This window comes from Stenotrophomonas maltophilia (assembly GCF_013464485.1).
GTDB lineage: Bacteria > Pseudomonadota > Gammaproteobacteria > Xanthomonadales > Xanthomonadaceae > Stenotrophomonas > Stenotrophomonas maltophilia_AW.
The window spans coordinates 14,247-32,301 of record NZ_RAUX01000056.1; the positions used below are offsets into that span (position 1 = coordinate 14,247).

At 67.2% G+C, this 18,055-nt stretch carries 15 protein-coding genes; 8 read left to right on the forward strand and 7 right to left on the reverse strand.

Annotation, left to right across the window (positions count from 1 at the left end):
- The first annotated feature begins 80 nt into the window (after window positions 1-80).
- From panD to D7Y61_RS20685, 4 genes are all read left to right on the forward strand, one after another.
- A complete protein-coding gene (gene panD, locus D7Y61_RS20670; protein ID WP_005409061.1) occupies window positions 81-461 on the forward strand; it encodes an aspartate 1-decarboxylase in 381 nt (126 codons plus the stop codon).
- Window positions 458-1,972 (forward strand): glucose-6-phosphate isomerase, encoded by a 1,515-nt coding sequence (gene pgi, locus D7Y61_RS20675; protein WP_180869006.1) that lies wholly within the window; start codon window positions 458-460, stop codon window positions 1,970-1,972. Before panD ends, pgi begins: the two co-directional genes overlap by 4 nt.
- Window positions 1,973-2,288: 316 nt before the next feature.
- Window positions 2,289-2,495 (forward strand): DUF6229 family protein, encoded by a 207-nt coding sequence (locus D7Y61_RS20680; protein WP_049400943.1) that lies wholly within the window; start codon window positions 2,289-2,291, stop codon window positions 2,493-2,495.
- Between the two features lie 80 nt (window positions 2,496-2,575).
- Window positions 2,576-5,476 carry a type 2 lanthipeptide synthetase LanM family protein gene (locus D7Y61_RS20685; protein WP_180869008.1) on the forward strand — a complete coding sequence of 967 codons (2,901 nt, stop codon included), beginning with the start codon at window positions 2,576-2,578 and terminating at the stop codon, window positions 5,474-5,476.
- Between the two features lie 20 nt (window positions 5,477-5,496).
- Here the strand turns inward: D7Y61_RS20685 and D7Y61_RS20690 are convergent, their stop codons facing one another.
- On the reverse strand, window positions 5,497-6,066 hold the full coding sequence (locus D7Y61_RS20690; protein ID WP_012510702.1) for a response regulator transcription factor: 570 nt from the start codon (window positions 6,064-6,066) through the stop codon (window positions 5,497-5,499).
- Window positions 6,063-7,289 (reverse strand): ATP-binding protein, encoded by a 1,227-nt coding sequence (locus tag D7Y61_RS20695; protein ID WP_180869010.1) that lies wholly within the window; start codon window positions 7,287-7,289, stop codon window positions 6,063-6,065. The genes D7Y61_RS20690 and D7Y61_RS20695 overlap by 4 nt, the downstream gene beginning before the upstream one ends.
- A gap of 114 nt (window positions 7,290-7,403) precedes the next feature.
- Here D7Y61_RS20695 and ispG point away from each other — a divergent pair, with 114 nt between their 5' ends.
- From ispG to D7Y61_RS20710, 3 genes are all read left to right on the forward strand, one after another.
- On the forward strand, window positions 7,404-8,669 hold the full coding sequence (ispG, locus tag D7Y61_RS20700) for a flavodoxin-dependent (E)-4-hydroxy-3-methylbut-2-enyl-diphosphate synthase (protein WP_180869012.1): 1,266 nt from the start codon (window positions 7,404-7,406) through the stop codon (window positions 8,667-8,669).
- Window positions 8,650-9,399: a phosphatase PAP2 family protein gene (locus tag D7Y61_RS20705; protein ID WP_180869014.1), complete on the forward strand. Its 750-nt coding sequence runs from the start codon at window positions 8,650-8,652 to the stop codon at window positions 9,397-9,399. Before ispG ends, D7Y61_RS20705 begins: the two co-directional genes overlap by 20 nt.
- A 200-nt stretch (window positions 9,400-9,599) precedes the next feature.
- Window positions 9,600-10,247 (forward strand): response regulator, encoded by a 648-nt coding sequence (locus tag D7Y61_RS20710; RefSeq protein WP_180869016.1) that lies wholly within the window; start codon window positions 9,600-9,602, stop codon window positions 10,245-10,247.
- A 334-nt stretch (window positions 10,248-10,581) separates the two neighbouring features.
- On the opposite strand, the gene D7Y61_RS20715 is transcribed toward D7Y61_RS20710, so the two are convergent.
- The 5 genes from D7Y61_RS20715 to zwf form a co-directional block, all read right to left on the reverse strand.
- Entirely contained in the window at window positions 10,582-11,241 is a 660-nt protein-coding gene (locus tag D7Y61_RS20715) for a bifunctional 4-hydroxy-2-oxoglutarate aldolase/2-dehydro-3-deoxy-phosphogluconate aldolase (RefSeq protein WP_180869018.1), read from the reverse strand.
- Between the two features lie 231 nt (window positions 11,242-11,472).
- Complete coding sequence (gene edd / locus D7Y61_RS20720; RefSeq protein ID WP_180869019.1) at window positions 11,473-13,389, reverse strand: phosphogluconate dehydratase; 1,917 nt, start codon at window positions 13,387-13,389, stop codon at window positions 11,473-11,475.
- A 58-nt stretch (window positions 13,390-13,447) separates the two neighbouring features.
- Window positions 13,448-14,170 (reverse strand): 6-phosphogluconolactonase, encoded by a 723-nt coding sequence (gene pgl, locus D7Y61_RS20725; protein WP_180869021.1) that lies wholly within the window; start codon window positions 14,168-14,170, stop codon window positions 13,448-13,450.
- A complete protein-coding gene (gene glk, locus D7Y61_RS20730) occupies window positions 14,167-15,174 on the reverse strand; it encodes a glucokinase (RefSeq protein WP_180869023.1) in 1,008 nt (335 codons plus the stop codon). Before glk ends, pgl begins: the two co-directional genes overlap by 4 nt.
- Entirely contained in the window at window positions 15,171-16,607 is a 1,437-nt protein-coding gene (zwf, locus tag D7Y61_RS20735; RefSeq protein WP_180869025.1) for a glucose-6-phosphate dehydrogenase, read from the reverse strand. The genes glk and zwf overlap by 4 nt, the downstream gene beginning before the upstream one ends.
- A 352-nt stretch (window positions 16,608-16,959) precedes the next feature.
- On the opposite strand from zwf, the gene D7Y61_RS20740 reads away from it, so the two are divergent.
- Window positions 16,960-18,042 carry an ABC transporter ATP-binding protein gene (locus D7Y61_RS20740; RefSeq protein WP_180869027.1) on the forward strand — a complete coding sequence of 361 codons (1,083 nt, stop codon included), beginning with the start codon at window positions 16,960-16,962 and terminating at the stop codon, window positions 18,040-18,042.
- Window positions 18,043-18,055 lie beyond the last annotated feature (13 nt).

The following is an 18,055-nucleotide window of genomic DNA, read 5'->3' on the forward strand; positions in this document are numbered from 1 at the left end:
TCAGCGTCCTGCCGCAGCCCCCTGACGATGGCCAAGCGGGTGCTAGAATCCGCTCTTTCCTTTGCCGTTGCAGCGCCCCCATGCACCTGTCCCTGCTCAAGACCAAGATCCACCGCGCCACCGTCACCCATTCCGAGCTGAACTACGAAGGCTCGATCGCCATCGATGACAACCTGCTGGCTGCCACCGGCATCCGCGAGTTCGAGCAGGTGCACATCTGGGACGTGACCAATGGTGCGCGCTTCTCGACCTATGCCATCCGCGCCGAAGCCGGCAGCGGCGTTGTCTCGCTCAACGGTGGCGCTGCGCGCCACGTGCAGGTCGGTGACATCATCATCATCGCCGCGTTCGCCAGCATGACCGAGCAGGAAGCCGACAGCTTCAAGCCGAAGCTGGTGTACGTTGATGGCAAGAACCAGATCACCCACACCAACGACACCATCCCGACCCAGGCCGCATGACAACGAACAACGGATTCGACTCGCTGCATTCCCACGCCCAGCGCCTGAAGGGCGCAAGCATCCCCAGCCTCCTCGCCGCCGAACCTGGCCGCGTGCAGGACCTGGCGCTGCGGGTCGGTCCGTTGTACGTCAACTTCGCCCGGCAGAAATACGATGCCGCGGCGTTGCAGGCCCTGCTGGCATTGGCCGCCGAACGTGATGTCGGTGGTGCCATCACGCGCCTGTTCCGTGGTGAGCAGGTCAATCTGACCGAAGGCCGCGCCGCACTGCACACCGCACTGCGCGGCGACGTGGTCGATGCACCGGTTGCAGCCGAAGCCTATGCCACCGCGCGCGAAATCCGCCAGCGCATGGGCGTGCTGGTGCGCGCGCTGGAAGACAGCGGCGTGACCGATGTGGTCAGTGTCGGCATCGGTGGTTCCGACCTTGGCCCGCGCCTGGTCGCCGACGCGCTGCGCCCGGTCAGCGGTGCGCGCCTGCGCGTGCATTTCGTGTCGAACGTGGACGGCGCCGCAATGCAGCGCACACTGGCCACGCTGGACCCGGCCAGGACTGCCGGCATCCTCATTTCCAAGACCTTCGGCACCCAGGAAACCCTGCTCAACGGGCAGATCCTGCACGACTGGCTGGGCGGCAGCGACCGCCTGTATGCGGTCAGTGCCAATCCGGAACGTGCCGCCAAGGCCTTTGCCATCGCCGCCGATCGTGTGCTGCCGATGTGGGACTGGGTGGGTGGTCGTTATTCGCTGTGGTCGGCGGTCGGTTTCCCGATCGCGCTGGCGATCGGCTTCGAGTGCTTTGAACAGTTGCTGGAAGGCGCGGCGCAGATGGATGCGCATGTGCTGGATGCACCGCTGGAGCGCAATCTGCCGGTGCTGCACGGCCTGACCGACATCTGGAACCGCAATCTGCTGGGCCATGCCACGCATGCGGTGATGACCTACGACCAGCGCCTGGCGTTGCTGCCGGCCTACCTGCAGCAGCTGGTGATGGAAAGCCTGGGCAAGCGCGTGCAGCGCGACGGCCAGCCGGTCACCACCGATACCGTGCCGGTGTGGTGGGGCGGGGCGGGTACCGACGTGCAGCACAGCTTCTTCCAGGCGCTGCACCAGGGCACCAGCATCGTTCCGGCCGATTTCATCGGCTGTGTCCACAACGATGATCCGTACACGATCAATCACCAGGCGCTGCTGGCCAACCTGCTGGCACAGACCGAGGCATTGGCCAACGGACAGAGCAGCGACGATCCGCACCGCGATTACCCGGGTGGCCGCCCGAGCACGCTGATCCTGCTCGACGCGCTGACCCCGCAGGCGTTGGGCGCACTGATCGCCATGTACGAACACGCCGTGTACGTGCAGTCGGTGATCTGGAACATCAACGCCTTCGACCAGTTCGGTGTCGAGCTGGGCAAGCAGCTGGCCAGTGGCCTGCTGCCGGCGCTTCAGGGTGAGGATGTGGCGGTTGCCGATCCGATGACCCGCGAGATTCTTGCGCAGCTGAAGGGCTGACCCGGCCTGCGGATGTGCCGGCGCCGGCCGGCCATCCCGTGTCTTTCCGGCTGCCTTCGATCCGGTCGCGCGTGAATGGCTGCGCGGCCACTCGTTCCGTGTCGCTTCTGTGCTGCACATGCAGCGCTTTCGCGTGCCTGCCGCAGCGCAGCTTGACTGCACTTCAAGTACCGATGCACTGTGCACGGGCGGCTGTACCTGTCATCCAGTATCGCTCGCAGCATGATGTTGATGCCAGGGACTGGCCGTATCCGAAGGAACGTGGAATCGATCCACGTTCTCAACGCCTCATGTTGTGAATGACAGGAGATTGCGAATGGATCTGAATGACGATGTTGTGTCCGGCTGGCTCAACGGCTCGGACGATGTGGATGGGTGCGCCAATCCTGCGGGTTCGCTGTTCATCTATGGCGCTGGGGCCACCGAGTCCGCGCTCACGTCGGCCTCTGACACCCTGATCACGGGTGGCGGTACCGAGTGCACCACCACGATGTCGGTGGTCAATCACTGCCTGTGCTGTTGATGTAGCCCGAGCCGGCACGCAGCGGCDTGCGCKGCGTGCCGGCGACTGGAACAGACTCTGGACACTTTGCAGGGGGCGTAATGACCGCTTCTCCGGCTGCGGCCGCGTTTGCGCGCATCACCGAACATTTTCTTGCCGAGGCGCGCGCCGCGTTGGCGGCTGGCCTGCACGACCCCGCCATCGATCTGCGGCCGGACGAGCGCGCACTCCTGCATGAGCAGGGCGATGCGGCGCTTCGTGAACATGCCCAGCTCAAGCTCAACCGCGTACTGTTGCTGGAACTGCATGCGGCCGCGCGCGGTGGTGACATCGGCCCGCTTGAGAGTGCCGGTGCGCTGGACGAATTCGTAGCCCTCGCCATCGGCGAGGGCTTCCATGAGCATCTGCAGCGACGCTACCCGGTGCTGCTGCCGCGGCTGTCGCGCATGCTCGAAGGACAATGTGCGGCCGTGGTGGAGCTGGCCGCGCGCATCGGCCGTGATCGTGCGCTGCTGACGGACCTGCTCGGCAGTCCGGCAGAATCGCTGCGTGCCGTGTCGCTGGGGCGCGGTGACCTGCACGGTGGCGGCCGGACCGTGGCGCGGTTGCAGTTCGACGGCGGTACGCTGATGTACAAGCCGCGCTCGCTGCGCATCGATGCCACGCTTGATGGCCTGCTTGCCGCCGTCTTCGGCGAGGGCCCTGGCCGGGTACGCGTGCCGCGTGTGGTGGATCGTGGCAGCCACGGCTGGGCCGCATTTGCCGAGCACCGTTATTGTTCCGGTGACGAAGAGCTGCGGGCCTATTACCGCGGTCTCGGTCACTGGCTGGCCATCCTGCGCCTGGTGGGCGGGACCGACATCCATCTGGAGAACCTGATCGCGGTCGGGCCGGTGCCGGTGGTGGTCGACGCCGAAAGCGTGTTCTCGCAGGTCATCGACGTCGAACCATCAGGTCTGGGCGATGCCTACGACACGGCCGTCAAGCTGATGCGCAATTCGGTGCTGCGCACCGGTATCGTGCCGTTCCGCACCACCGGCCTCGGCATGGAAGGCGTGGACCTGTCCGCAGCCGGCGCACTGCCTGGCGAGCAGCCGCGCGTGCAGGTGCCGGTGATCATCGAAGACGGGACGGCGCCGGCACGGCTGGGCCTGGTCGAGGCAGAGGTCGCCGTCGCACAGAACCATCCGAGCCCGCAGCCGGATGTTTCGTTGTACTGGGACCACATCAGCGAGGGTTTCGTCGACGCCAGCGGGCGCCTGCGCGCGCTGGATGCCAGGGGGGAACTGATGCAGTTGCTGGCGGGCTTCGAAGGATGCCAGGTGCGGGATGTGCGGCGGCCCACCATGGCCTACGCCGAGCTCGGCCGGATGCTCTGGCATCCGGCGTCGCTGCACAAGGAAGCCCCGGCGGTGGAACGCGCGATCGATCTGCTGGTGCGGAATGCGGCGGTGTCGCCGGCTGCGCCATCGGATCTGGAAACCGTGCGCGGCGAAGTGGATGACCTGCGCCACGGGGATATTCCAATCTTCACATCGCAGCTGGATGCGGCCCGCATCCGCTCCATCGCCGACAACTGGCGCGCAATGCGCATCGATCTGGAAGACGTGACCATCCGCAGCACGCTGGTGGCCACCGACCTGAACCAGCATGCGCTGGCACGTGCCGAGGCCCGCTCCGGCTACAGTTACGCGGCGCGGCAACCGCGCGCGGAGGATCTTGACCCGCGCCGACGTACGCTCGCGGCACATGCGGTGGACAATCTTCTGCGGCTTGCCGTGCACGGTGAAGACGGTTCGATGACCTGGATCACGCCCGAGGTGACCCGTACCGGGTGGACGGTCCAGCCCGTGCAGCCTGACCTGTACTTCGGACTGGGGGGCATTGCCTTCGCGCTGGCCGCCTACCGTCGCGAAGTAGAGCAGGGGCGCGCCGATGCCGTAGCGGGGCTGGATCCGGCCATCGAGGGCGCCATCGCGGTGTTCCAGACCATGTGCGAGCAGCATCCCGCCGAGATTGATGGCGGATTCGTCGGTACAGGTTCCCAGATATGGACACTGCTGGCGTTGCACGATCTGCTGCAGCGGCCGGCATTGCTGGCATTGGCCGAGCACTGTGCGGAAGCGGCGGAACGCCGGGGCTTCCAGGGGCCGGTGAAATTCGAACTGATTGATGGCGTCTCGGGCATGATCCTGCCGTTGCTGGCGCTGGCCGAGGCCACCGGCAATGCGCGCTGGCTGGAGCTGGCGGCTGCGGCAGGGCGCCGCATGCAGGATTCGGCGATTGTCGACGCTGGCGGGGCGCGCTGGCCAACGCCACAGTTCAGGGAGCCGATCGGTGGCTTTGGCCATGGCGCGATGGGCATGGGGTGGGCATTGGCGCGTCTGGCGCGCTCGGAGGCCGGCAGCGCGGCCGAGCGCATGGCCTGGCGACAACTGGCAGAGGATGCGTTTGCGTTCCAGGCAGCACTGTTCGAACCGCACACCGGGCACTGGCGTGACATCCATCTCCAGGACGGGCAGAAGAACTTCCCGACCTGGTGCCATGGCAGCGTCGGCATCGGTCTGGCTGCTGCAGATCTATACGCCCGTACCGGCGATCCGGCGCAGCTGCGTGACATGCGCCGCGCCGTTGCCGATACGCGTGGCAAATGGGGGTTCAGCCACACCCTGTGCCACGGCGATGTTTCCAGCCGGGAACTGCTGGTGCTGGCAGCTGCGCTGGATCCGGTCGGCTGCCCTTATCCCGAAGACGAAGCGGCCATCGAAATCGTGTCGTCGATCGAAGAGCACCAAGGCATGGTCGGCGGCTTGACCCGCGCGGCCTTTACGCCGGGCTTGATGATCGGGCTGGCAGGCGCGGTGTACGGCTTCCTGCGCATGCATCCGGCCTGTGTGCTGCCCTCGCCGCTGCTGCAGGAGACCATGGCGGCGCGGGCCAATGCGATGGCGCCGCCGCGTTCCAACGCGGTGCAGGACAGGACGGCACTGGCCGAGGCCTGAGCCGGCGGGGGCGGCAGCGATCACCGGCTCGGATCGCGCTCCGGGCTGGGCCGCTTGGCCAGCTTGCGCTGCAGCGAACGCCGGTGCATGCCGAGCAGGCGCGCTGCCGCAGAGACATTGCCGCCGGTCTCGTGCATTGCCTGCTGGATGTGTTCCCACTGCAGGCGGCTGATCGGTGTCATCGCATCGGGCACTTCCATTTCGCCATCGTCGGCCGGGCCGTCGTCTTCCTCGCCCAGGGCGCGCAGGATCATCGGTACCGTGGCCGGTTTCGGCAGGTAGTCGTCGGCGCCGAGCTTGATCGCTTCCACAGCGGTGGCGATGCTGGCGTAGCCGGTCACCAGCAGGATGCGCATGTCAGCGCGCAGCGCGCGCAGCGGTTGGATCAGGGCCAGGCCGGAATCGCTGCCCAGCTTCAGGTCGATCAGCGCGAACGCCGGCGGATGCTGGCGGGCCAGTGCCAGTGCACTGGCGGCGTCCTGCGCGGTCTGCGTTTCAAGCCCCTTGCGGGCCAGGCTGCGCTGCAGGGTACGCAGGTACAGCTCGTCGTCGTCGACCAGCAGGCCCAGGGTGGAGTGGTGAAGGCTCATGGGGATTCCTCGCGTGGGGCCAGCGGCAGGCGGAAGCCGACGCAGCTGCCGGCCCCCTGGGCCGGGCGCATCCACATCTCGCCGTCGAGGCGTTCGATGGTGGCATGGGACAGGGCCAGGCCGACCCCCATGCCTTCACTCTTGCTGCTGCCGAACAGCTTGCCTGGCAGCACCGCAGCGCGCGCGTTGAAACCGTGACCGTAGTCGCGCACCTCGCCGATCAGGTCGTCGCCTTCGATACGCAGGTCCAGGTCCACACGCGGCCGGCCGGCCTGTTCGCCGGCATCGGCGGCATTGTTGAGCAGGACCATCAGCAGGTGGCCCACGCCGGGATCCAGCGGCAGCCGCAACGGCGCATCGTCGTTGCGATGCAGATCGATGGTCGGCCGCACCAGGCGCCATTGTTCCAGCACCTGCTGCGCGCTGGAGTGGCTGCGCCCCGGTGCATCGGCCGAGGCTGGCGCAGCCAGCGCCAGCACGCGCTCGCGGCACTGCACCAGCAGCTCGCGCAGGGTTTCCATGTCCTCGCGGACTTCAGGCTCTTCGCTGCGCTCGGCCACATCGTCGGCGAGCAGGGTCATGGTCGCCAGCGGCGTGTTCAGTTCATGCGCTACCGACGCGGCGTGGGTGGCCAGGGCAACGATGCCCTCGTTGCGGGCGAAGCGCTCGCGCAGCGCCGACAGTTCCAGTTCGCGCTGGCGCAGCGCCAGCGCCAGCCGGGTGGAGAACGCCAGCACCACCGCCGCGGAAATCAGGAAGTTGGCAACCACGCCCCAGCGGTTGAGATCCTGCGCGCGGAAGTAGCCGTCCGGCAGGGACTGGCCGAAGATGCCGCTGCTGGCGTAGCCAAGCAGGCAGGCCAGCGCCACCGCCAGCGCCCAGCGCAGGGGCAGGGCAAACGCCGCCAGTGCGATCAGGATCAGGAACAGCGAGCTGAACGGGTTGGCCATGCCACCGCTCCAGCCGACCATCCAGGTCAGGATGATCACGTCCACCAGGATGTGGCCGAACGCGGTCAGTGGTGCGGTGTCAGCTGCTTCCGGGCGCAGCTGGGTATAGACGTTGAACAGGGTCAGCACCGCCACGCCGGCCCACAGCGGCAGCTGTGGCAACGGCAGGCCCAACACCCAGGTGGCGACCAGGATGGTGGCGGCCTGGCCGCCTACGGCAAGCCAGCGCAGGCTGCACAGGGTTCGGAGAAAAGGGGCGTCGGGACCGGTCATGCACGCTCATCGTATGCGTTCACGCGCAGGCGTGCCTGCGACAATAGGCCGCAGCCGTGCCGCCGGCTGAATGCGAGTCACCCCGAATGCGGGGCCGGGCGGTAGAATGCGCCCATGCACGACGCCGTCACCCGCCCGACTCCCCCCTCCGATGCCACTACCTGGCCGCGCCGCCAGACCCATGCCGTCCAGATCGGCGGGGTCACCGTTGGTGGTGGCAAGCCGGTGGTGGTGCAGTCGATGACCAACACCGACACATCCGACGTTGCCTCCAGCGTGAAGCAGGTGGCCGATCTGTGGCGTGCCGGTTCGGAGATGGTGCGGTTGACCGTCAATACCGTTGAAGCCGCCGCGGCGATTCCGCGCATCGTCGACAAGCTGGCGATGATGGGCATCGACGTGCCGCTGATCGGTGACTTCCACTACAACGGCCACCAGCTGCTGACCGCCGAACCGGCGTGTGCCGAAGCGCTGGCCAAGTACCGCATCAATCCCGGCAACGTCGGCTTCGGCAAGAAGAAGGACCTGCAGTTCGCGCAGCTGATCGAGTTCGCGATCCGCTACAACAAGCCGGTGCGCATCGGCGCCAACTGGGGCTCGCTGGACCAGGCACTGGCGGCGAAGCTGATGGACGAGAACAACCTGCGTGAACAGCCCTGGGACGCCGGCCGCGTGCTGCGCGAGGCGCTGATCCGCTCGGCGCTGGATTCGGCCGAGCAGGCGGTGGAGCTGGGCCTGCCACGCGACCGCATCGTGCTGTCGGCCAAGGTCAGTGGCGTGCAGGAGCTGATCGCGGTGTACCGCGACCTGGCCCAGCGCTCCGATTTCGCCCTGCACCTGGGCCTGACCGAGGCCGGTATCGGCAGCAAGGGCATCGTGGCATCGTCCGCGGCGCTGAGCGTGCTGCTGCAGGAAGGCATCGGTGACACCATCCGCATTTCGCTGACCCCGGAACCGGGCCAGTCGCGCACACAGGAAGTGATCGTCGCCCAGGAACTGCTGCAGACCACCGGCCAGCGCGCCTTCACGCCGCTGGTCACGGCCTGCCCGGGCTGCGGCCGTACCACCTCCGAGTTCTTCCAGGAACTGGCCAAGGTGGTGCAGAACCACGTGCGCGAGAAGATGCCGCTGTGGAAGATCCAGCATCCGGGTGCGGAAAACATGACCCTGGCGGTGATGGGCTGCATCGTCAACGGGCCGGGCGAGTCGCGTCATGCCAACATCGGCATCTCGTTGCCGGGCACGGGTGAAACGCCTGCTGCGCCGGTGTTCGTCGATGGCGAGAAGAAGGTGACCCTGCGCGGCGACAACATCGCCCAGGAGTTCGTTGCCCTGATCGACGACTACGTCGAACACAAATATGTCCGAAGCGCCGGATAAGCCTGCCATCCTCGCCGCACCGGAGTCCGCCTCCGGTTTCCGCCACTGGATGGCGCGCAACGCCTGGCGCCTGGTCCTGTTGTTCGGTGGCGTGCTGCTGCCGTTGGCAGGCTTCGTCGCCCTGGCGGACGAGGTGCACGAGTTTGAATCGTTCCATTTCGATGCGCCCCTGCTGTGGCAGATGCATGGCCTGCATTCGCCATGGCTGGACCGCTTCTTCGTGCTCATCTCGAAACTGGGCTACGAGTGGTTCCTGATCCCGGCCGACGTGCTGATCATCGGCGTGCTGCTGGGCTACCGGCGCTGGCGCGAGGCGACCTTCGTCGCAGTCAGTTTCGTGGGATCGGCGCTGCTGAACATGGGCAGCAAGCACTTCTTCCAGCGCCAGCGCCCCAGCCTGTGGGAGTCGATCGCGCCGGAATCGACGTTCAGCTTCCCCAGTGGGCACGCCATGGGTTCGATGACCCTGGCGGTGACCCTGGTGCTGCTGGCCTGGAACACCCGCTGGCGCTGGCCGGTGCTGCTGCTGGCACCGGCATTCAGCCTGCTGGTCAGCGTGTCCCGGGTCTACCTGGGGGTGCATTACCCCTCCGACATCCTGGCCGGATGGTGTGCCGCGCTGGTTTGGGTGGTAGGGTGCTATCTGGTCATGTTCAGTCGCCGGCACCCCTGGCGACGTCACGGCCCGCCGCCAGCGAAGGCCAGCGAAGCACCAACACAGGGGGTTTGACGTGGATGGCCCTTGAGGGACGTCTACGTGATAGATCAGTTGTTTCGTTGCAGCAGGTTCTGCAAGACAGGGGGCAAGCACAACGCACGGTTATGTGATGCGCAAGGCAGATTGCCGGCGCCGCATTCCGGACGCGCTTGCAGGGTATCGGCACCCTGCCTAGCTTGACCTGCAATGGCCGCATTCGAAGAGGTACGTGAATGACGATTCGAGTCTACCTGGTGGATGACCACGCGCTGGTCCGCACCGGTATGAAGATGATTCTGTCGGGGGAATCCGACATCGAGGTGGTGGGCGAAGCCGAGACGGGCGAGGACGCGCTGCGTGAGGTCCGCCAGCTGCTGCCGGACGTGGTGCTGTGCGACCTGCATCTGCCGGGTGTGAGTGGCATGGAAGTGACCGAGCGCATCGTCCGCAGCCATCGCAATACCCGTGTTGTGATCGTGTCGGTACTGGAAGACGGCCCGCTGCCGAAGCGGCTGCTTGAAGCTGGCGCGGCCGGCTACATCGGCAAGGGCTGCGATGCACAGGAGCTGTTGCGCGCGGTGCGTGATGTGGCAGGTGGTCGGCGCTACCTGGGCACCAGCATCGCCCAGAACCTGGCATTGTCGACGGTGGAAGGCAACGGTTCGCCGTTCGACAGCCTTTCGCCGCGCGAGCTGGAAGTGGCGTTGCTGCTGACCCAGGGCCTGCGCCAGGAAGACATCGCGCGGCGCCTGAGCCTGAGTGCGAAGACGGTCAATACGCACAAGGCACGTTTGTTCGAGAAGATGGGGATCCACGACAACATCGCGCTGGCGCGGATGGCGAGCCAGTACGGGCTGGTGGACCCGGCGCGGCCGCTGTAAGGGTTTCGGCCAACGGCTGAGCCCCTCGCGGTGGTGGTGCGGTTGGATTCTGGAGGGTGGCCCTGCGGAGGGATTGCGCAGGGGACGCCGTGAATCCATCCCTGGAGGCTCGGTCGCGCCATCCATGGCGCTCACGCCCCTGCGCAATCCCTCCGCAGGGCCACGGACAGTTTCCGTGCGCCGCCACCGCGGAATGAAGAAGGAAGAGCGGGAGCGGGTCGCGCGCTGCGCGCGCTCTGGATGCTGGTTCCGTAGAGCCGAGCCCATGCTCGGCTGCTTTCCATTCCGCTGGCGTGGAGCCCAGCATGGGCTCGGCTCTGCAATTGCGTTGGACTCAGTGGCCGCGTACGCGCTTGATGATCTTCGCGGCGTCAGCGGCGCTTGCGCGCACCTTGTCCCATTCGCCGTCGGCGATCCAGTTGCCCGGCACCATCCAAGAGCCACCGATGCAGACCACGTTCTTCTGTTCGAGGTACTCGGCAGCGGTGTTTTCGGTGATGCCACCGGTCGGGCACAGCTTCAGGTCCGCCACCGGGCCGGCCAGGCCCTTGATCATCGCCAGTCCGCCCACAGCCGTGGCCGGGAACAGCTTGCACACGCGGAATCCACGCGCGTACAGCGACAGCAGCTCGGTCGGCGTGGCCGCACCCGGCACCACCGGCAGCGGCGCAGCGGTCAGTGCATCAGCCAGCGCTGGCGGGGTGCCCGGGGTCACCAGGAAATCCGCACCCGCGTCGATGGACTGCTGCATCTGCTCCACGGTCAGCACCGTGCCCGCGCCCACCACCACATCCGGCAGCTCGCGCTTGAGCATCGCCAGCGCTTCCATCGCCACCGGCGTCCGCAGCGTCAGCTCGATGGCCGGCAGACCACCTTCCAACAGCGCCGCACTGACCGCACGCGCCTGGTCCAGCGTATGAACCGTCACCACCGGCAGGATGCCCGCCGCATGCAACAGCTCCGCCGCCTTCACCTGATGTTGTTCGATACCCATAGCTCTGCTTCTGCCTTTGCTTTCGAATTTGATTTTCAATGATCACTTCGCGGCGCGAGGGCGCCGGGAAACTGTCCTGAGGCGGCGGGTAGCCCCCACCAGGACCGTGAGCAACATGGATGCCGCGACCGAGCCCCCATGGATGGGTTTACGGCGTGTCCTGGTGGGGGCTACCCGCCGCCTCAACCAGGACACTCATCGCCAACGCACACCCGCAGCGCTCTTCAACCCTCAGGCGTCCTTCGCCTCATGCGGCGCCGCCGCAGCTGCCGCATCGTGCCCCAGCTCATACTCCGCATCGTAGTCCCACGGCCCGCCATCGGCCGCCGCCGGCCCGCACGAAATCGAAATCGCCCCCTGGTCGGCCGGACCCACCACGCGACGGTTGATCGCGAACAGATTCCGGCCCAGGTCGTGCGCGGCCGGTGCAGTGTTCGGCGCCAGCGGACGCGCGGCCCATTCCGCCGCATCCACCAGCACCTCCAGCGTGCCGGCCTCGCCATCCAGGCGGATCATGTCGCCCTCGCGCACCTTGGCCAGCGGGCCACCGCGCGCCGCTTCCGGCGTCACATGGATGGCCGCCGGGAACTTGCCCGAGGCGCCGGACAGGCGGCCGTCGGTGACCAGCGCCACGCGCCGGCCCTGGTTCTGCAGCAGGCCCAGCAGTGGCGCCAGCGAGTGCAGTTCGGGCATGCCGTTGGCACGCGGGCCCTGGTATCGCACCACCGCCACGAAGTCCTGCGGCAGCAGGCCACCGGCGTGCAGCTTGTTCAACACCTGCGGTGCATCCACCACCACCGCCGGTGCTTCGATCGTGCGGTACTGCGGCTTCACCGCCGACAGCTTGATCAGCGACTTGCCCAGGTTGCCGCGCAGCAGGCGCAGACCACCCTGGCGCTCGAACGGGTTGTCGACGCCACGCACCACTTCGTCATCAGCACTGCGCTCCAGGCCAGGCAGGTACACCAGCTGGCCATCGCGCAGCTGCGGTTCGCGCGCGTAGTCGGCCATGCCGCCGCGCGCCACGCTCACCAGGTCGCCGTGCATCAGGCCGGCCTTGATCAGCTCCCCGAACACGAACGCCGGGCCGCCGGCCGCAGCGAAACGGTTCACGTCGGCATCGCCGTTCGGATAGACGCGGGCCAGCAGCGGGATCAGCTGCGACAGCTCGTCGAAATCGTCCCAGGTCAGCACGATGCCGGCCGCACGTGCCACCGCGATCCAGTGAATGGTGTGGTTGGTCGAACCGCCGGTGGCCATCAGCGCGATGACCGCGTTGATGATCGCGCGCTCGTCGATGATCCGGCCGAGCGGACGGTAGTCATCGCCCAGTGCGGTGATGTCCAGCGCACGTTCGGTCGCTTCGCGGGTGAGTGCATCGCGCAGCGGCGTACCGGGATTGACGAACGACGCACCCGGCAGCTGCACGCCCATCGCTTCCAGCAGCACCTGGTTGGAATTGGCGGTGCCGTAGAAGGTGCAGGTGCCGGCGCCGTGGTACGAGGCGGACTCGGCTTCCAGCAGTTCTTCGCGGGTGGCTTCGCCGGCGGCATAACGCTCGCGCACTTCGGCCTTCTGCTTGTTCGGGATGCCCGGGGTCATCGGGCCGGCCGGCACGAACACGGCCGGCAGGTGGCCGAAGGCCAGTGCACCGATCAGCAGGCCGGGCACGATCTTGTCGCACACGCCGAGGTAGACGGTGGTGTCGAACATGTCGTGGCTGAGCCCGATTGCGGTGGCCTGCGCGATCACGTCGCGCGAGAACAGCGACAGCTCCATGCCGCCGCGGCCCTGGGTGACACCGTCGCACATCGCCGGCACGCCGCCGGCCACCTGTGCGGTGGCGCCCAGTTCGCGGGCGATCTCGCGGATCTGCTCGGGATAGGTCTCGAAGGGTTGGTGGGCCGACAGCATGTCGTTGTAGGCGGTGATGATGCCCAGGTTCGGCGTCACGCCGCCGCGCAGGCGGCTCTTGTCGGTGCCGCCGCAGGCGGCGAAGCCGTGGGCGAGGTTGCCGCAGCTCAGGCGGCTGCGGAACGGGCCGTCACGCAGGGAGGCATCGATCGCGGCCAGGTAGGCGGCGCGCGAGGCGGCGCTGCGGCGGATGACGCGCTCAGTGATGGCGTGCAGTTGCGGATGGAGGCTCATTGGCTACCGGCGTTCGTGGTGGCGAGAGGCAAGCGGCGGCAGTGCACCGCCGCCGACATCAATCAGCCCAGTGGACGCGCAGGCGCGCGCCGTCCAGGTTGATCGCATTGAGGATCGGGTACTGCTGGGCATCGTTGCTGTCCAGCGCCTGGCGCAGCACCTGCAGCTTCTGCTTGCCGCGCAGCAGCAGCAGGCGCTGGCGGCACTGGCGCAGGCCAAGCGGGGTCAGCGTGATGCGCAGCGGCCACTGGTTCGCGCCGGGGCAGCCGGTGGCATCCAGCGCTGCGTAGGGCAGGGTGCTTTCCAGTGCACGGGCAAGGTCCTTCGAACCCGGGAACAGCGAGGCAGTGTGGCCGTCGTTGCCCATGCCCAGCGCCACCAGGCTCGGCGGCTGGCTGTGCTGGGCCTGCAGGTTGGCGGTGTAGACGCATTCCGGCAGCGGCTTGCCGATCCGCACCAGCGGATCGAAGTGGGCACCCTCGGCGCGCTTGAGCAGGTGCTCGCGCACCAGCCAGGCGTTGCTGTCGCGATCCTGCGGCGACAGCCAGCGCTCGTCGGCCAGGCTCACCTCCACGCGGTCCCAGTGCACGTCCAGCTCGGCCAGTGCCTGGTACACCGGTGCCGGCGTGGTGCCGCCGGACAGCAGGATGCGCGCACGGCCCACTTCATTGATGTCGTGGTTGAGGGTCTGCGCCATCTCGGCGGCTACCGCCTCGATCCAGCCATCGGCATCGCCATGCTGGATGAACTCGATGCGATCGTCGTGGAAGGTGGGGCTCATGCGGCAACTCCTGGTGCGTCACGTTCGGCGTCGGCGGCATAGGCTGCGGCGCCCAGCAGCCCGGCGTGGGGGTGCATCACGGCCAGCGACGGCACCCGCGCCATGATCGAAGAGAACCGCCCCTTGTGTTCGAAGCGCTGGCGGAACCCGGAGTGCTGCAGGGAATCGAGCATTTTCGGGGTCAGTCCGCCGGTGAGGAACACGCCATCCCAGGCGCCCTGGGTGAGGACCAGGTCGCCGGCGATGGCGCCGAAGACGGCGCAGAACACATCGACGGTGCGCATTGCCTGCGGATCGCCATGCAGGGCACGGGCGGTCACGTCCACCGGTTGCAGCTGGCCCGGGTCGATACCGGCCATCTCGCACACTGCGCGATGGATGTTGACCAGGCCGGGGCCGCAGATCAGCCGCTCGTTGGAGACGCGGCCGAACTGCTCGGACAGGATCTCCAGGATGCGGATCTCTTCCGGCGTTCCCGGCGGGAAGCTGACGTGGCCACCTTCGGTTTCCAGCGGATAGCAGCGGCCGTGGCGCAGGATCAGACCACCCACACCCAGGCCGGTACCCGGGCCGATCACCGCGTAGTTGCGCGGCTGGCCCGGCTTGCCCGGTACCCAGGCGGCACCGCCGACCTGGACCACGTCATCAGGCTGCAGCAGCGAGATCGCCATCGCCTGCGCGGCGAAGTCGTTGATCAGGTGCAGTTCGTTGAAACCCAGCATCGCTGCGGTGCGGCTGCGCGAGATCACCCACGGATGGTTGGTGATGCGGGCTTCATCGCCATCGACGCGGCCGGCCACCGCGAACACGCCGCGGTTGGCGGCAGCGCCGATCTGCTCAAGGTGGTGGCGCGCCGCATCGCCGAGCGACGGGAACTCCGCCACTGCGTACTCGCGGATGCTCTCCTTCAGCAATGGCGCGTCCAGCGAGGTGTCGGCCAGGGCGAAGCGGGCGTTGGTGCCACCGATGTCGGCGACCAGCACCGGCTGCGAGCTGGCACTCATGCCGAGGCTCCGCTGTCCGGTGCGTCCACGCCCTGCGGCAGGAACTCCGTTGCGTTGCTTGGGCCCCATTGGCCAGCGGGGTAGGGTTCGAGCGGCAGTTTGGCTTCCTTCCAGGCGTCGGCCACGCTGTCGATCCAGGCCCAGGCGGCACGTACTTCGTCGTCGCGCACGAACAGGGTGTGGTTGCCGTTGAAGGCATCCAGGAACAGGCGTTCGTAGGCGATGCGGCGGTGCAGGCCGGTCGGCACCGACAGTTCCAGTTCCAGCGGATGCAGTTCCAGCGCACCCCATTCCGGGCCGGCCAGGCTGCTCATCAGGCCCAGTTCGATGTTCTCCTGCGGCTGCAGCTGGAACACCAGGCGGTTCGGTGCGGCCTGCGCACGCTGCGGGCGCTCGAACAGCCAGTGGGTGACCGGCTTCAGCGTGACCACCACGCGGGTGGTGCGTTCGGGCAGGCGCTTGCCGGTGACCAGGTGGAACGGCACGCCGCTCCAGCGCCAGTTGTCGATGTGCGCGGTGACGCCGGCGAAGGTTTCCACGTCGCTGCCTTCCGGCGGCTGGTAGGCCTGCGCCGGCTGGCCGTTGATGGTGCCGGCGGTGTAGCGGCCACGGATGCTGTCACGCGCGGCGTGCCTGGCATCGAGCGGACGCAGAGCGCGAAGCACCTTGACCTTCTCGTCGCGGATGCGATCAGCTTCCAGCGAGGCCGGCGGCTCCATGGCCACCATGCACAGCAGCTGCAGGATATGGCTCTGCACCATATCGCGCAGCGCGCCGGAACGGGCGTAGTAGGCGTCGCGGCCATCCACGCCTTCGCTCTCGGCCACCAGGATGTGCACCGATTCGATGTAGTTGCGGTTCCATACCGCTTCCAGCAGCGTGTTGCCGAAGCGCAGCGCGATCAGGTTCTGCACCGCCGCCTTGCCCAGGTAGTGGTCGAGGCGGAACACGCGGTCCTCGTCGATCCACTGGCCGATGGTGCTGATGATCTCCTCAGCGCTCTCGCTGTCGCTGCCGATCGGCTTCTCCAGCATCAGCCGTGCCGGGGCGGCGAGGGCGCCGCCCTTGGCCAGGCCTTCGCAGGTGGAGATGTACAGGCCCGGCGGGATGGCCAGGTAGCTGACGCACTTGCGGTGCACCAGGTCGGAGACGGCGGCGGCGACCGAGTCGACATCGCGCAGGTCGACCGAGCGGTAGTCGATGCGGCGCAGCAGGCCGTTGATGTCGTCCTGTGAGGCCATCGGCATGGCCTGCTGCAGGCGCGGCCGCAGGATGTCATGGAAGGCTTCGGTGTCATGCCCGGACAGGGCCAGCGCACGGATGCGGAAGTCCTCCGGCAGCAGGCCGTCGCCGAGCAGGCGAAGCAGCGAAGGGAACAGGTAGCGCTGGGCCAGATCACCTGTGGCACCGAACAGGAAGAGGGTGTCGTGCATCGCTCGAGTTTCAGATCCGGGTGACATCGTTGTCAATCGCTTCATGGCTGGGTTCGGGGGACATCCGCGCAACTGCCTGTCCGAGGTTCGTCAGGGGCGTTCTACCGGGCACCGGAAGACCGTTCCATTCGAAACCACTGCCCCGGCGGAAGCTTCGTTCTTCCGCCGACGCAGATCGGTGCGCACCGATCATCGGATAGTGCCACGTGAAAACGTTTACATGGCAGAATGCGCAACTGTATTCGATTGCAGTGCTCGCCGTCATGCGGCAAGCGCGCAATCATCGCTGCCATCGGGAGGGCCGAGGCAGTCCCAAAAGACAGCCCGGCTTCGGGCGGACCGGATAGGTGATATGGCAAAAGTGCAGTTGCAGGGTGTGCGCAAGGTCTATGACAACGGCCAGGTCGCGGTGAAGGACGCCACCTTCGAGGTCGCCGACGGCGAGCTGATGGTGCTGGTAGGCCCGTCCGGCTGTGGCAAGTCGACCCTGCTGCGGATGGTGGCCGGCCTGGAAGAGATCAGCGGTGGCACGCTGAGCATCGGCGACCGCGTGGTCAACGACGTGGCGCCGAAGGACCGCGACATCGCCATGGTGTTCCAGAGCTACGCGCTATATCCGCACATGACCGTGGCCGAGAACCTGGCGTTCGGCCTGAAGCTGCGCGGGCATGACAAGGCGACCATCGACAAACGCATCGCCGAAGCGGCGCAGACGCTGGGTCTGACCGAGATGATGGACAAGCTGCCCAAGGCGATGTCCGGTGGCCAGCGCCAGCGTGTTGCGCTGGGCCGGGCGCTGGTGCGCGAGCCGGCGGTGTTTCTGCTGGACGAGCCGCTGTCCAACCTGGATGCCAAGCTGCGCCACAGCGTGCGTACCGAAATCGCGCAGCTGCACCGCAAGCTGGGCACCACCATGATCTACGTGACGCACGATCAGGTGGAAGCGATGACCCTGGGCCAGCGCATCGTGGTGCTGAAGGACGGCATCATCCAGCAGATCGATACGCCGATGGCGCTGTACGACCGCCCGGCCAATCTGTTCGTGGCCGGTTTCCTCGGCAGCCCGGCGATGAATGTACTGCGCGGGACGCTGCAGGGCGATGCCGGTGGCGTGACCGTGGTCGACGGGCAGTGGCGTGCACCGCTGGGCCAGACCACGATTGATCCGGCGTGGCTGCAGAAGCCGATCGCGGTGGGCGTGCGTCCGGAGCACCTGCAGCCGGCGGCTGCAGACGATGCGCATGCGTTCAGCGCGCGCATTGAAGGCATTGAACCGGTCGGCAACGAGATCTTCGTCAACCTCAGCAGTGGCCAGCATGCGCTGACCATGCGTGTGGCGCCGCAGGCGCTGCCGGCGGTGGGCGAGGACATCCGCGTGGCGATCCATCCGCAGGGGCTGCATTTCTTCAATGCGGAAAGCGGCGAGCGGCTGTAAGGGGTAGTGCCGG

Excerpts from the sequence above, each read along its gene's own strand:
- panD (WP_005409061.1), top strand. The coding sequence starts at position 81 with ATGCACCTGTCCCTGCTCAAGACCAAGATCCACCGCGCCACCGTCACC.
- pgi (WP_180869006.1), top strand. The coding sequence starts at position 458 with ATGACAACGAACAACGGATTCGACTCGCTGCATTCCCACGCCCAGCGC.
- D7Y61_RS20680 (WP_049400943.1), top strand. The coding sequence starts at position 2,289 with ATGGATCTGAATGACGATGTTGTGTCCGGCTGGCTCAACGGCTCGGAC.
- D7Y61_RS20685 (WP_180869008.1), top strand. The coding sequence starts at position 2,576 with ATGACCGCTTCTCCGGCTGCGGCCGCGTTTGCGCGCATCACCGAACAT.
- D7Y61_RS20690 (WP_012510702.1), bottom strand. The coding sequence starts at position 6,066 with ATGAGCCTTCACCACTCCACCCTGGGCCTGCTGGTCGACGACGACGAG.
- D7Y61_RS20695 (WP_180869010.1), bottom strand. The coding sequence starts at position 7,289 with ATGACCGGTCCCGACGCCCCTTTTCTCCGAACCCTGTGCAGCCTGCGC.
- ispG (WP_180869012.1), top strand. The coding sequence starts at position 7,404 with ATGCACGACGCCGTCACCCGCCCGACTCCCCCCTCCGATGCCACTACC.
- D7Y61_RS20705 (WP_180869014.1), top strand. The coding sequence starts at position 8,650 with ATGTCCGAAGCGCCGGATAAGCCTGCCATCCTCGCCGCACCGGAGTCC.
- D7Y61_RS20710 (WP_180869016.1), top strand. The coding sequence starts at position 9,600 with ATGACGATTCGAGTCTACCTGGTGGATGACCACGCGCTGGTCCGCACC.
- D7Y61_RS20715 (WP_180869018.1), bottom strand. The coding sequence starts at position 11,241 with ATGGGTATCGAACAACATCAGGTGAAGGCGGCGGAGCTGTTGCATGCG.
- edd (WP_180869019.1), bottom strand. The coding sequence starts at position 13,389 with ATGAGCCTCCATCCGCAACTGCACGCCATCACTGAGCGCGTCATCCGC.
- pgl (WP_180869021.1), bottom strand. The coding sequence starts at position 14,170 with ATGAGCCCCACCTTCCACGACGATCGCATCGAGTTCATCCAGCATGGC.
- glk (WP_180869023.1), bottom strand. The coding sequence starts at position 15,174 with ATGAGTGCCAGCTCGCAGCCGGTGCTGGTCGCCGACATCGGTGGCACC.
- zwf (WP_180869025.1), bottom strand. The coding sequence starts at position 16,607 with ATGCACGACACCCTCTTCCTGTTCGGTGCCACAGGTGATCTGGCCCAG.
- D7Y61_RS20740 (WP_180869027.1), top strand. The coding sequence starts at position 16,960 with ATGGCAAAAGTGCAGTTGCAGGGTGTGCGCAAGGTCTATGACAACGGC.